Raw genomic sequence first — 14,506 nt, 5'->3', positions numbered from 1 at the left:
CTTGGATGACACCTTGACGATTTGAAGAATCATCATACCGCTACGTGTTAGCGGCTAAGAGATACCGCGGCGGTATGACGTAGAACTGCTGTCATTCCAGCGCGTGACGCTGGAATCTAGAAAAAAAAGAAGCTGGATCCCAGTGTCTGGGCACTGGGATGACACCCTGACAATCGTCATCCCGCTGCTTGTTAGCGGGATCTCTTGTTAGCGGCTAAGAGATCCCGCGGCGGGATGACGAGGATGCCGCCGCGAACTTGTCATTCCAGTGCTTGACACTGGAATCCAGTTTTCCATATAATCTCATCAAAAATGTTGTAACCACTTTCTATGCTAGTTTGCTTGTGAGCAACTTGGATCCCAGTGTTTGGGCACTGGGATGACATCATAGGGGCGCTGGCCCTAACAATCGTCATCCCGCTGCTTGTTAGCGGGATCTATGCTAAAGGAAGTACTTGGATAACAAGAAATATGCACTGGAATTGCAAAGAGTTTGCAAATATTAGTTATTACCTGTAGGATATAGAGAAATTAGTAAGGATTTTAATAGGAATAATATGCCATCTGTTACTTTTGTTTTACCTGATGGGAGTAAGAAAAGCTATGAAGCTGCAGAGGGAGAAACTCTGCTTAATTTAGCCCACAGAAGTGATCCAGATCTGCTTGAAGGTGCATGTGAAGGCTCTCTTGCTTGTTCTACATGCCACGTGATTGTTGATCCAGAATTTTATGATGCTGTAGAAACGCATAATCCCATATCTGATGAGGAAAACGATATGTTAGATCTAGCCTTCGGCTTAACAGAGACATCAAGACTTGGGTGCCAAATAAAAATCACAAAAGATATCGACGGCTTGTGTGTAACCATACCAAGGGGTACAAGAAATATATCATTGGATAAACAGGGGAATAATTAGCTATGCGTAAGATTTTTATCTATATTATCATCTCTTTACTTTTGTTTATTCCTGTAGCGTATAGTGGTTTTTGGTATTTTTCTGCATGTAAGGTAAAAAATCTTTTAGCTGAAACAATACTATACATTAACGACGAAAAGTTCGATATTTCACATGATTTCAGTGGACTTCCTTCTAACCTAATTTTCCGTGTGACAAACCCAAAATTTTCCAATGAGCAATTAACCATCTCATCCGATGCTTTATTGATAAAAAATAGATTGTTTGATAAATCAGTATATATCTACATACCAAGCAATGAAGTCAACATTGTTGTTCATGGTGATGAGAAAAAGAATATAAAATGCCACACAAACGATAGCAGCCACTTTGTTGTTAGACTAAATGATTTACCATCTTCATTGCGATTCAACAGAAATAGTACCGTAATAGACTATATAGATACACTTCGTTACGAAGATTATGGATTAAAATGTGATGTTTCAGAAAATCAGCAAAGTGTTATAACTGAAGTGAATGATAAAAGCAATTACATTCAATTTCACCTCGATAAAGAACCAAGTAGAAATACTAAACTAGGATTTGATTTTTATACTTATCAGTATAAAAATACTGCAAGTCCTGAAAGTTACCTTAGTATCGACACTAAATTTGATTACGAATTTGTAAACCACATCTCAGCTTCCAGAGTTAATTTCAACATAGAGAAATTTTTAATTCAAAGTAATAATTTTTCTCTTGCTGCAGATGGTGGAGTGCAAAATTATAATTTGGTTACGTCTTCATTTAAAGACAAAATCAACGTGGCTATATCAAATTATAAAGAATTAATCTCGTTTATGATTGGTAACTCAAAAACTTCAGATGCGTTTGAAAAATTAATGTCTTTCTTATCAGAAAAAACAACTGATGACAGCGTTCAATTTTCAATAAAGTACGATGATGATGTGGGGTCAAGCTTTATTGGAAAGTTATCCATCACTGATTTTATGAACCAACTCAGTAAAATAACCCAATTAACCAAGGATGAGAGCAGTAGTTAGTTTACTTTTCATATTGATATTTCACTCAGGCGTAAACGCTTTTACTCTGGATAATAAACTCAGAGATAAAAGCATGGAAAAACGAGCAACAAGTTTATTTGAAATAATAAGGTGTCCAATATGTTCTGGCGAATCATTGTCTGAATCTGGATCTCAGATCGCGTATGATATGCGAAAAGCAATTCGTAAAAAAATCAATGATGGATACACAGATGAAGAGATAATCTCAGAGTTAAAAAATTCTTACGGCAATTCAATTATAACTACTCCACCTAGCACTTACATTTTGTGGTTTATTCCACTTACAACTCTGCTTATTGGGTGTTTTTTAATGCGAAAGTATACCAGTATGTCCAGTATATTTAAACCTTTTATGTAATGTAACCGTTCACACTTAATTCTTCAATCTCACTCATAGAAAGGCCAGTACACTTGACAATAGTGTTGACATCAACATTATTAGCCAGCATTGCTTTTGCGACTTCAATTTTTCCTTTCTCTATACCTTTCTCTTCAGCAAGATCAAGTCTGTATTCAAGAATGGCTTCTTCTTTGCGTAGATCCATTATTCTTTCTTCGTAAGCTACTAAATCTTTTTCGTTCCAACGAAACTTATCTAGCTCATCATATGCTAGCTTTATTATTGGTGCCTTTTCTGCAATTTTCTTTAGATCTTCATCTGTCGTTTCTTCAGCATATTTAAAGAAAAATAGCCAACGATCTACTATGCTTTCTAGCTGTTCTACTTTGCTTTTTGTAAATTTAGGTAACTCAATAAAGATAAATTGAAAATCTTTTAAGTAATGGCCGTTGGTTTTTATATCACGTATATTATGAGTAGAGATATAACCAACTTCTTCAGGAAGTAAGTTACAATTGGAAATAGCAATAAAGAAGACTTTCTTTAAATCAATGTAGTTGCCAGATTTATCTAATTGTCTTGAGTAAGCCTTAGCAGCATATAGTTGAGCGCGTTTCTCAAAACCTTTATCACGAGCCAGTTGCATCTCAATCACAAACCTATTACCAATAGAATCCTTGCAGAGAACATCAACAATACTTTGTTTATCAGAGGCAATTTCGGGATCCATGATAGTACTTAAGAATTCTACTTCTTGTATTGCACTTGCCTCAGCAAATCCTAAAATATCGTTCAAAAAGTGAATAAGGATATTCTTATTTTTTTCCGTTCCAAAGATTTTTTTGAAACACAAATCATTGCGAGGATCGAGAAATTTTGAAAGAGCCATGGCAAAAATGCTTAAAAATATTAATAATTATACACTATTATTAACAATTATTCAACCATATTTTTGAAGATAGCTAGTTTCTGTATTTACTTTAAATTGAAAAAAGCTCAAATGAAAGATCGCATTTTTTACAGAATGCAGTCTGGTTACTATATAATTTTTTGATTTTCACTTTTCTTTTAACCTTGCAATGATATTTTCTTTGCCGATAAAAATTAATAATTTAGCAAGTTCTGGGCCTGTTTCTGTTCCTGTTAAAGCTGAACGCAACTGCATAAATAAGTCTTTTGCCTTTATATCCACTGTCTGTCGAATAGCTTTTACCCACTCTGATGATGTGTTTTCGTTACAATCGCCTTGAGGCAATGCATTGAACGCAATTTTTATAAGCTCCTTATCAAGAATCACAGGCTCTATATCAGATTTGCATATTTTCCACCACTTGGCCACCTCAGAAAACTTTTCTATATTGTTCCTTATAAAATACCAAAACTCTGAGGAGTCCACTCCAATTTGATTTAAACGGTCTTGCACCATTTCAAATGGCATTTGTTGCAGCACTTTGCTATTTAGCTTGTATACTTCACTCAAGCTGAATTGTACAGATGCTGAGCTAAATTTTTTAATGTCAAATGAGTCAATCAAAGATTGCATACAGGTGCAAGCTTCAATTGGATTGGATGTTCCGAGCTTCACTAAATAACTAACTAGCGCCATTGGTTCAGTCTCATCTTCTCTTATGGACTTGATATCCAACCCGCCTTTCCGTTTCGATATCTTGCTATCATCAAAATGTAGTAGAGAAAGGTGAGCAAATATAGGAATTTTCGCTTTTAATGCTTTAATCATTTGGATCTGAACTGCTGTATTAGTTACATGATCTTCCCCACGTACAACATGGGTTACATTAAGGTCAACGTCATCAATAACAGAAGGTAGCATGTATGTGTAAATTCCATCTTCTCTTTTTACCACAGGGTCACTGACGCTACTGGTTGCAATATTTATTTCACCTTTAACTTCATCATTCCATTTAACAACTTCATTTCTATCCAATTTAAACCTGAAATGCGGCTTTCGTCCTTCTTGCCCATAATGGATTTTCTCTTGCTCAGTTAGAAGCAATGCACTTCTGTCATAAACAGGAGGAAGTCCTTGTTTTAATTGCAACTTTCGTTTAATTTCTAACTCTTCTCTTGTTTCATAGCATGCATAAATATACCCTTCTTTTATTAACTGCAAGAACACCTCGTTATAGCGCTCAAAGCGCTCTGATTGCTTAAAACTTGCATCCCAATCGATACCAATCCATTTTAGGTCTTCTATGATATTATTTATATATTTGATATCTGAACGCTGAAGGTCAGTATTATCAAAACGGAGTAAAAATTTTCCGTTTTGATTGCGTGTGTACATCCAACAAACCAGAGCAGTTCGTACGTTTCCTACGTGGAGGTAGCCAGTTGGGCTTGGAGCGAATCTTGTTAGCATTTAAATAGCAATATTATAAAATAATAACTTATTTACTCTAATTTATTTTAATTTTATATAAATGTACGGCTAAAGCAAGTGAGATCTGCTAATACAATTGAGCAAGAGAAGAATAAGTATGGCTATAGCATTGTGGCACCTTTGATATTTAATGGATTAAGACCATATGATAAATTCAAGAAAATTCACAGCTTGACGACAAAGGCTAATGTAGCATTATATTGGTATCATGACTAACTTAGAAAAGATGAGAGAAAAACTGCAAGATCAAATAAATTATCATAATGTTTTGTATCACCAAAAAAATAAGCCAGAAATAAGTGATGCTGAATATGATGAACTGAAGAAAAAGTTAGCTGAAATAGAGCCAGAAATTTATGCAACACAAGATAGTGTTGGTGCTCCACCTGATGAGAGGTTTTCTAAGGTGGAACATCAAGAACCTATGCTTTCTCTTGAGAATGCTTATGATGAACAGGGTGTAGAGAAATTTTTGTCTAAAATAAAGAGGTTTTTAATTGAGGACAAAATAGAGATATTATGTGAGCCAAAAATTGATGGGTTGTCGTTTTCTGCAATTTATGAGGATGGGAGATTTGTTAAAGCTGCAACTCGAGGTGACGGTTTTTTAGGGGAAGATGTCACTCACAATGTTGCAACAATAAAAGGCTTTCCTAAGTTTTTGCAAGGTGTGCAAGGAAGACTAGAAGTAAGAGGTGAAATATACATCAGTAACAGCGACTTTTTAAAGTTAAATGAAAACGATGAATTTGCCAATCCTCGAAATGCAGCTGCTGGTTCTCTAAAGCAATTGGATGCAAACATTACAGCAAGTAGACCTCTTAGATATTTTGCTTATTCTTTAATTGGTGGAGCAGAGAAAAGTCAAAGTGAAATACTAAATAAGCTTGAGGCACTTGGTTTTTGCGTAAATGAGCATCAGTCCTTAACGAGTAGTTTGGATGGAATGCTGAAGTTCTATAACGAGGTCTATAATTGTCGCTATAACTTGGATTATGATATTGATGGAATAGTCTATAAAGTAAATGATTTGGTACTACAAAATCGTCTAGGGAATACTCACAAAGCACCGCGCTCAGCGCTTGCATACAAGTTTTCTGCGGTTTATGCAAAAACAAAGTTAAATAAGATATTTATACAAGTGGGCAGAACAGGGGTTTTAACTCCAGTTGCAGATTTAGTGCCAGTCAATGTTGGTGGGGTGCTAGTTAGTAGAGCAAGTCTGCATAACCAAGATGAGATAAAACGTAAAGACATAAGAGAGGGAGATATTGTAACAATCAAGAGGGCAGGAGATGTAATTCCCCAGATCATTGAAGTAAGCAGAGATTCTCGTCTTCCAAATACACCTGAATTTGTGTTTCTTGGAGTATGCCCTGAATGTGGTAGTAAAGTACGTCAGGTTGAGGGAGAGGCGGCAGTAAGATGTCCTGAGGAATTTGCCTGTAAAGCTCAAATAATAGAAAAACTAAAGCATTTTGTATCGAAAGATGCATTTGACATTGTTGGCCTTGGTGACAAGCAGATAGAGTTTTTTTACGACCTTGGTCTGATAAAACAAATCCATGATATTTTTACTTTAGAAGAAAAATTGGATGAATTTAATCTGGAAGAACAGTCTGGTTGGGGCGAGAAATCTATAGCTAATTTGTTAAATTCTATACAAAGCAGAAGGGTAATAACTCTAGATAGGTTTATATTTTCTTTAGGTATTAGATTTATTGGCCAAGTTGCAGCAGAATTGCTTGCAGATTATTATGTTTCTTATGATAATTGGTATAATTCGATGATTGAACTGTCATCAGATAATACTGAGCTAGTCGGTATAGACGGCATAGGAAAAAAAGGGGCTGAATCTTTGGAATCATTTTTTTCTAAGGAACATAACATCAAAATGTTAAATGATCTTACTGTTTGTCTTCAAATTCTTCCTGTGAGCTCCAACTCTAGTGACTCTGTTTTAAATAATAAAATTATAGTGTTTACTGGTAAGCTACTTGCTATGAGTAGAGGAGAGGCAAAAGTAAGAGCCAAAACTCTAGGAGCAAAGGTCAGCTCACATCTTTCTGCTAAAACTGACTACCTAATTGCAGGAGAAAAACCAGGATCCAAATATAAAAAGGCAGTGGAATTAGGTGTAGAAATTTTAGATGAAGACCAGTGGCATAAAGTGATAAGTTTGGGAGTGTTCAAATGACACTTGGATTGTATATTAAATCAAAGTTGCAAGACTATTTAGAGAGTAGCCAATTCTTTCCATCCAAGAATCATTTTATTGGCTTGCCTCAATTTTTCAATAGATGGCAAGTCTTCTGTGCTGAGTGGTAGGCGGACAGTTTGATGTCCTATAAGACCAATATCATGCAAAAGTGCTTTAGTGGGTATTGGGTTGCTGGCAATAAATAGAGCTTTGCAAGCTTGTTGCCAGATATCTGTTGAACTTTTCATGTCATTTCCTGTTATTTGAGGAGTTGTTTTTTTTCTAGTTACGTGCTGGAATGACAGTAGGTATTGCTTAACATATTCATGTGCTGCATGTGGCCAAACATTGGAAGCAACGGAAACCAGACCAGCTACGCCATAAGCGGCCATATCGGATATCATATTATCATCTCCGCAAAAGACCTCAATATTTGGAGCAACTTTCTTATACTGAGCTAAAGTATCAACGGTGCCACTTGAATCTTTGATAGCCCAAAATTTTTCGTGGCTGGATAAGTTGCGTACAGTTTCGGCGTGAAGACTCACTCCTGCTCTCGATGGAATATTGTAAAACATAGCCGGCACATGTGCTTTTTCAAGTAGCTTTTCAAACCATAAAGTCTGCCCCATGATTCCAGGCTTTGCATAAATTGGAGTTGTCATTAGATAGCCGTGAATAGGCATACCCCTGCAAAAATCAAGCCATTCAAGAGTCTGATATAGACTCACCCCTGGTACACCAATTATAATTTTCGTACTTAATTTTAGCTTACATACAAATTCAACTAATGTACGCTTTTCAGAATCAGTAAGCGATAGGCTTTCACCTGTGCTACCTAGCAACACTACACCATTTTCAGCTTCAGCTTGCATTGTAAGTAAACGCTGCAAACTGCTATAATCTATGCTATCCCCATTGTAATTAAAGGGAGTAACACAAGCAGTCCATAAAAATGTAGATTTCAATTTAAATTGTTAAAATGGTATTTCATCGTCGATTAGTTCATCTTTTATATCGTTGTCAAAACTTTCGTGCTTATTTTTTTGTTCTGTTTCATTTTGCTTGTATTCACTTGGCTTGTAATCGGAATTTGGTCGCGAATCCAAGAGAGTAAGAGCGCTATTAAAATTATATAGAACCACCTCTGTTGTGTATCTTTCACTACCGTTTTGGTCAGTCCATTTTCTAGTTCTCAAAGAACCTTCAACATAAACTTTACTGCCTTTGCGTGCAAAATCTTTGACGATTTTTACTAATCCTTCACTAAAAATTACAATATTATGCCATTCTGTCTTTTCAGAGCGCATACCGGAAAGTTTGTCAGTCCAACTTTCAGACGTGGCTATTGAAAAACTTGCCATCTCTTTTCCATTTTGTGTAGTCCTAATTTCAGGATCTTTTCCTAAATTACCAACTAGTATGACTTTGTTTATGGTACCACCAGACATAATTATGCTCTAAATAAATCCCTTTATTATCTTATGTGAAAGTACTATTGTCAAATTTAATTAGAAGTGCGCTTGGAGGGATTCGAACCTACGGCCTTTGCCTCCGGAAGGCAACGCTCTATCCAACTGAGCTACAAGCGCATATATAGCTACCCACCCGCGGTATCTCTAGATCCCGCTAACACGTAGCGGACCGTCATACTGCGATTCATTCCACAACTGTACGAACATTCGTTTGTGAAAGCAGTGTGTTAAATGTTATAGCAGGTTTTGCCTCAAATACAAAGATGTCATCTCAGTGCCTTGACTACTTGGATCCAGGAAACTTAACTCTACACCAAGTAAATGTACAATAAGAACTAGATTCCAGTGCCAAGCACTGGAATGACATCATTTATTATTCAACATCGTGTCACATTGCAACGTTCGTACAGTTGTGCACGGTATCTCATCAGCTAACGAGCAGCGGGATGACGGTTTTTCAAATTGTCGGTAAACCTAAGTCACTTTGGCTATGTACTAAATTATTTAATAGATAAGCTATCCAAGTCAAATTTTTGTTTTGGATAAAGCGTAAACATAACACTCCCCTGTCCAAGATATACATTTTGAGAATCATTCGCATGCTTTTTTATTGCTTTTTGATCTACGGCCCATACAAAAGTCACACAATTTTCAGTGACTGAGTGCACCTTTAAGTCCTTAGTATTTATAAACAGTTTTCCATTTACCCATATTTTCCATGTATCGGGAGAAAGATATAAAATTGACTCTAAACTCACTACCTTACAGTTGAAATTATCTGACACCTCCTCTTTTGCAGCTCTTGAAGACCGTAAATTGAACTTTTCCATTTCATTGACTATTCTATTAACTGGCTCTTCATCAAAAAAAATGCTTTTTACGTTACTATATTGTGATAAAGCGTCAAAGTCACTTTCCACTGCTTCTCTTATTATATCGTCCCGATCTGTATAGCTTAGTTTTTGATTGTTAATAAAGAAACACTCTTTTGCACGCAAATTTGCTATATCAATAAAATCATCGATTTCTTGATTGCCAACTTTAAGAATACTTTCAAAATATCTTTTTTCTATCATCATTCCATACTGAGAATGATGACAAACCATTTCATCATCACCTTGTTTTTCTATATATACGCATAAATTTCCACTATTTAATCCTAATATTTTATGCTCAATAAAATCTTCATTGCCAATATATTGTCGGCAAGAATACTCCTTACAAATTTCTATGCTTTCTATGATATCTTCACAACTGCAATATGCATTAACATTGGAAATGAGTAGCGTAAAAATAAAAAACAGCTTTATGTTCATCACCTTATCTACTTAATATAGTATACCAATCAAAGACTATATTAACTCTCACTATCTCTATCATATTACCATTCAAAATTTGATTCATAGTTGCAGCATCAATATTTCTCTGCTTGTTTAAAATAAGAGATTTGATCATAACATAACCGGGCAGATTTGGAATAGACTGTAGAAATAAAAAAATATGCTTATCGCTGATTGAACTTAAATTTAGGACCACTTCACTTTTTATTACTTTTGTGCGTTCACTTTTGTTGTGGAGCTCAACTTCTTCGGGTATAGAAATTGATATTTCAGGTTCTAATATATAGTACTTTTTATATAACCTGCTAAGCTCGAAATTTAAATTTGCAATATATCTGCTACTGTGTAAATTTGAAGAGGAAATTTTTTTCCATAAATCTAGGTTTTTATTTAGAACAACTTCCTTTTTTTGAATTCCAGTAATCTGTAAATTAATAGAACGTATTTTATCAATCGCAATTTGGTTTTTATTATAAACCTTTTCGTTATAGATAACAACATATGTTAATAACCCTATTAATCCAACAGATAATAACAAATACGATATAAACTGAATTGTAGCTTTTCTTTTTAATTGAGAGATAGTCATTAATCTACATTGCCTCTCCTATTTCAACATCAATAGATAGATTTTGCCCTTTAGCAGCAGGTAAGTTAGAAATATTAATGTCATAGGTACGAAAATTATCGTTTAAATTTTTTCGTAGTTTCTCGTATTGATAGGAAATATTTTTACCGGATTGAAAATTAAACCTTAAAGTTGTGGTAATATAACCTTTTGCCTCATTATAATTCCATTCAAATGATCGAAGCTCTATACCTGGTACTTTTAACTTTTCTACATACTTAACTTGTGTAAGAGGAGAGTATTCTATTTTTGATAAAATATTATTGATATTAATAAAATCATAAATTTCATCTATTTTTTTTACATTATAGCTTTGGCTAAGTTTTGTTAATTGGTTATTTAAGGTGCTCTGCTTTGCGGATAAATTATTAGCGACACTGAAGTTTGAATACAAATTTAGCAAACAAAGGGCGTTAATTACAACTAAAACCAAAGCGAAGTATAGAAAAATTTGAGGAGAATTTAAATAAAGATAATTGAATAGATAAAATTCTTTAGTTTCCTTTGTATTAAAAATAGCTGCTAATTTATTCTTAAAGCTATGAAACAAAATTTATGGTATCGCAAAAGTTATCTTTTTCACTTATAGCTAGTTCTGCTCCTAATAGTTTGCCTAACTCATATGGAGTTAATATGTTCACACTATTCTCTGAAAAATTTATGACTGATAAACTAGCTTTAATATCTTCTGACACTATGATGCAAAGGTCGATAGGGTTATTTTTTTCAAACCCAAACTTAGTTAAGGATCGAATAGTATCTTGCACTTCCTGATATATTCCACCAGCAATAATTCCTGGTAAATTATCATTAGTAAATGGTACTAAACGCGTAAATATCATTTTATTCTCTTTAAGAACCACTTGTCTATAGCCTCCCGTTTTAGTTGCAGCAACTATAATTTTCCAATTATTAGGATCTTTATGTAGAATCTTTTTTGTTATATTACTTATTTCTATAGGAAACATTAATATTCCCTTAAAGTTGGAGCCTATCTCAACAAACACATTCAACCAATATTCTACTAAATGCTTTGCTTTTGATGAAACAAGAAGATAGCACCAATTTTGATTGAATTTGTTTGGCTTCTCAACCAAAAAAACTGAACTTATGTCATTATTACGAGAAAAATGCTCCATCTTTGTTTTTGCTGATAGATAGGCACTAATCTTGTTTGCCCTTGTAATAAACTGTAGCAAGTAATTTTGATCTGCATGATTAAGTACTAGGTATAAAGGTGCTTTTTTATCTGACGAAAGACATGAAATTAAATCGGAAACTGCTTTATCGTTTTTGCCCTTAACAAAATACCTTTTATTTAAAGTGTTATTTTTAAAATATAGTAACATTATGCCTTCTTCTCCAATAGAAAGCATAAACTTACTTTTGGATTTTGAACTAAACATATTAACAAAACGTATACTTATCTAGAATTAAAAAGGCAATTTATTGAAATTCATTAAACGTTAGGCAGCAACATTATTTATATTATAATTTTTTCACAAAATTACTACTAATATTAAGCTATTTAGGTAATAGATTAAATTAATTAGAAATATACACTATCTGCCGATTAACTTTAATTAATAGGAGTTATTAGTCTATTTACTATTCTTGTAATATCATTTCTAATGGTAAACATTTCTAGTAATACTGGAACAGTTGTTATTTCAGATACAGAATTTAGAACTAACCATTTGCTGAAGAACGCTCATCTTCTGTGGTACTTGATGATGGAGCAACTAATTTGCTCAAAATCTCATCTTTTGGGCCCATAGCGTAAATAACACCATCTGACATGAGGATTACCTTATCAACTACGGACAATAACGGTAGCTTGTGAGTGATGATAACAGTAGTAGTATTTTGCTTTCTTGCAATGCCAATTGCATTAATTAAGCATGCCTCTCCATTGCTATCTAAGTTAGCGTTTGGTTCATCAAGTACTAAAAGTTTTGTGTGACCATAAAAAGCTCTGGCAAGTCCAAGAAGCTGTTTTTGGCCGCCAGAGAGCGTTACTCCCCCAGGCCCTCCTATTGTTGTATCATATCCATTTGGTAAGCTTAGTATTAGTTCATGTATTCCTGCAATTTTTGCTGCTTTGATTATTTCTTCAGGATTTGGATCTGGTCTCATGCGAGCAATATTAGCTTTGATACTAGTGTTAAATAACTCAATATCTTGAGGTAAGTAGCCAACATAATTACCAAAATTTTCTCGATTCCAAGTATATACATCAGCGCCATCTAGTCTGACTACACCAGATATTGGCTTCCATACACCAACAGTTAATTTTGCGATAGTGGATTTACCAGAAGCACTTGCACCAATCACACCTACTACGTCCCCTGGTTCTATAATAAATGATATTCCTTTTACTGTTGGCTTATTGCTTCCATAAGGAGTAAAAAATACTCTATCAAATTCCAATTTTCCTTCAGGTTCTGGTAGAGCCATCGTTTGCTCTCTTTTTGGCGATGTTAATATAAGTCTTTGTAGCCTTCCATATGACATTCTAGCCTGATTTAAAAACTTCCAAGTATGAACCGCAGCGTCAAATGGTGCTAATACTCTACCCATTAAAATTGAAGCAGCGATGATGCTACCAGCAGTTTTATGAGCTGTAATTGCAAGTAATGCACCTGTTCCAATTACTGATATTTGCAGAGTTGAGCGCAAAAACTTAGTGATTCCAGTAATTACATTAGAGCGATTTTGTGCTTTAATTTGCATTGCTCGATTCTGATCATTTCGTTTACACCAATCAGAGACTATGAATTCTGACATGCCCATAGCTTCAACTACTTCTGCATTTCTTGTTGCAACATCTATAGCATTGATATTCCGTATAGTTTCTTCGTTGGTTTCTTGTAATATTCGTTTAGTGGCAAGTTCATTCCATATTGCCATAGAGACTAATATAATAATTCCAGCAATAGCTATAAACCCCGTGGAGGTGTGTATCATGAAAATCACAACAAGGTAAATTAACGACCATGGAGTATCAAACAGTGAGAATATACCATTTCCTGTAATGAAATTTTTTATTACCCCGAGATCTCGTATTGCTTCACCACTTGAAGTTGAGCTCTGCACTGACGTTAGCCTGATTGACCTTACTATCAGATCTGGTGTTGCAGTTTTATCGATCCAATCACCTATTTTTGCCATGGCTAAATATCGACAAGTTTCAAGCATTGCAGAACATGCAAATGCAGATAAAGTGATAATTGTCAGCATAGTTAGTGTTGACACACTTTCGCTTGATATCACCCGATCAAGCACTTGAGAGGTATAAAGTGGTAGGAATAACATTAATAAATTGATTCCCGCACTAAACCAAAAGATGAACCAAAATGCACTTTTGCATTTTTCTAGACAAATATATAGAGTACTTTGCTTCAATTCTTTTTTTATTGATGGCGTAATTTCCACAATCTTCCTCTTAATTTGATTATATGCACCATATACAATTTTTATTACAAAAATATTAATAACGGTAGTTAGCCTGCTTTAAGTAAGTAAAATATTAATATATGTGAATAGGAAATATAAACAAAGAAGTATAGTTAATATTTCCTTCATTGCCTATAGCTGAGCTACGTCATACCGCCGCGGCGCTAACAAGAGTCCCGCTAACAAGCGGCGGGATGACGAGGTATAAACCATCGTCATGCAGCCGCAAACCGTCATACCACCGCGGTATCTCATCCGCTAACAAGCAGCGGAATGACAGCAATCCTACGTCATACCGCCATGGCGCTAACAAGAGATCCCGCTAACACGTAGCGGGATGACACCATTTGTTGTAAACTCACTTTTACTCTATGGTCTTGCCGCTATCCTGAACGGACAATGGCGACAACTTAAGGGATGTTAAGGAGTAAAATACTACAAGAAACAGCACTTTTGTTTCTATTTTATTTCAACAAAAAAGTTTAAAATGTGTCCTTTTTAGAGGATGCATGCAGAAACGAAAAAACTTACTTGACAAACCCCGCCAGCCCCCTTATCATGATAGTGAAGGTATTCAGTTATCTTCATCTGTGCAGATTAAACAACAAGAAAACAACGTAGTTGGCGTCTTATTTTTAATTTTTTGCACTATGTGCACCTTATGTCTTCACAACATTTCTGGGTT

Annotated in this window: 13 protein-coding genes, 1 tRNA gene and 1 pseudogene; 5 read left to right on the top strand and 10 right to left on the bottom strand. The window is 34.8% G+C overall.

Features of this window, described 5'->3' with window-relative positions; genetic code table 11:
• Positions 1–260: 260 nt before the first annotated feature.
• Positions 261–416: a hypothetical protein gene (locus tag OZD67_RS05845; protein WP_182184219.1), complete on the bottom strand. Its 156-nt coding sequence runs from the start codon at positions 414–416 to the stop codon at positions 261–263.
• 141 nt (positions 417–557) lie between these two features.
• Here OZD67_RS05845 and OZD67_RS05840 point away from each other — a divergent pair, with 141 nt between their 5' ends.
• The 3 genes from OZD67_RS05840 to OZD67_RS05830 are packed head-to-tail and all read left to right on the top strand — an operon-like array spanning position 558 to position 2,339.
• Entirely contained in the window at positions 558–917 is a 360-nt protein-coding gene (locus tag OZD67_RS05840) for a ferredoxin family 2Fe-2S iron-sulfur cluster binding protein (RefSeq protein WP_064125547.1), read from the top strand.
• 2 nt (positions 918–919) lie between these two features.
• Entirely contained in the window at positions 920–1,960 is a 1,041-nt protein-coding gene (locus OZD67_RS05835) for a hypothetical protein (RefSeq protein WP_182184018.1), read from the top strand.
• A complete protein-coding gene (locus tag OZD67_RS05830) occupies positions 1,944–2,339 on the top strand; it encodes a cytochrome c-type biogenesis protein CcmH (protein ID WP_182184020.1) in 396 nt (131 codons plus the stop codon). The genes OZD67_RS05835 and OZD67_RS05830 overlap by 17 nt, the downstream gene beginning before the upstream one ends.
• On the opposite strand, the gene OZD67_RS05825 is transcribed toward OZD67_RS05830, so the two are convergent.
• Positions 2,332–3,210 carry an Rpn family recombination-promoting nuclease/putative transposase gene (locus OZD67_RS05825; RefSeq protein WP_182184022.1) on the bottom strand — a complete coding sequence of 293 codons (879 nt, stop codon included), beginning with the start codon at positions 3,208–3,210 and terminating at the stop codon, positions 2,332–2,334. The two genes, OZD67_RS05830 and OZD67_RS05825, sit on opposite strands and share 8 nt — an antisense overlap.
• 168 nt (positions 3,211–3,378) lie before the next feature.
• The gene (gltX, locus tag OZD67_RS05820) at positions 3,379–4,701 is read right to left on the bottom strand and encodes a glutamate--tRNA ligase (RefSeq protein WP_182184023.1); all 1,323 of its coding nucleotides are present in this window, start codon (positions 4,699–4,701) and stop codon (positions 3,379–3,381) included.
• Between the two features lie 78 nt (positions 4,702–4,779).
• Between gltX and OZD67_RS05815 the strand changes: the two genes are divergently transcribed.
• The gene (locus tag OZD67_RS05815) at positions 4,780–4,938 is read left to right on the top strand and encodes a hypothetical protein (RefSeq protein WP_182184025.1); all 159 of its coding nucleotides are present in this window, start codon (positions 4,780–4,782) and stop codon (positions 4,936–4,938) included.
• A complete protein-coding gene (gene ligA / locus OZD67_RS05810; protein ID WP_182184027.1) occupies positions 4,931–6,919 on the top strand; it encodes an NAD-dependent DNA ligase LigA in 1,989 nt (662 codons plus the stop codon). Before OZD67_RS05815 ends, ligA begins: the two co-directional genes overlap by 8 nt.
• Before the next feature lie 38 nt (positions 6,920–6,957).
• Here the strand turns inward: ligA and dapA are convergent, their stop codons facing one another.
• The 7 genes and pseudogenes from dapA to OZD67_RS05770 form a co-directional block, all read right to left on the bottom strand.
• Entirely contained in the window at positions 6,958–7,890 is a 933-nt protein-coding gene (gene dapA / locus OZD67_RS05805; RefSeq protein ID WP_182184029.1) for a 4-hydroxy-tetrahydrodipicolinate synthase, read from the bottom strand.
• 9 nt (positions 7,891–7,899) lie between these two features.
• Positions 7,900–8,373, bottom strand: coding sequence for a single-stranded DNA-binding protein (gene ssb / locus OZD67_RS05800; protein WP_096616007.1), 474 nt, complete (start codon positions 8,371–8,373; stop codon positions 7,900–7,902).
• A 67-nt stretch (positions 8,374–8,440) separates the two neighbouring features.
• Positions 8,441–8,514 (bottom strand) — tRNA-Arg (locus OZD67_RS05795).
• Positions 8,515–8,897: 383 nt separating this feature from the next.
• Positions 8,898–9,713, bottom strand: a complete 816-nt coding sequence (locus OZD67_RS05790) for a hypothetical protein (RefSeq protein WP_182184137.1) — start codon at positions 9,711–9,713, stop codon at positions 8,898–8,900.
• Between the two features lie 4 nt (positions 9,714–9,717).
• On the bottom strand, positions 9,718–10,326 hold the full coding sequence (locus tag OZD67_RS05785; RefSeq protein ID WP_182184030.1) for a hypothetical protein: 609 nt from the start codon (positions 10,324–10,326) through the stop codon (positions 9,718–9,720).
• A 4-nt stretch (positions 10,327–10,330) separates the two neighbouring features.
• Positions 10,331–11,771, bottom strand: a pseudogene (locus OZD67_RS06165) (hypothetical protein).
• A gap of 283 nt (positions 11,772–12,054) precedes the next feature.
• Positions 12,055–13,800 carry a type I secretion system permease/ATPase gene (locus OZD67_RS05770; RefSeq protein ID WP_182184032.1) on the bottom strand — a complete coding sequence of 582 codons (1,746 nt, stop codon included), beginning with the start codon at positions 13,798–13,800 and terminating at the stop codon, positions 12,055–12,057.
• Positions 13,801–14,506: the final 706 nt, after the last annotated feature.

The sequence above is a fragment of the Wolbachia endosymbiont of Drosophila nikananu genome (assembly GCF_028981865.1).
Classification (GTDB): domain Bacteria; phylum Pseudomonadota; class Alphaproteobacteria; order Rickettsiales; family Anaplasmataceae; genus Wolbachia; species Wolbachia pipientis_B.
Note: the sequence above shows the minus strand (reverse complement) of the source record. Positions and strands in the feature narration are given on the sequence as shown.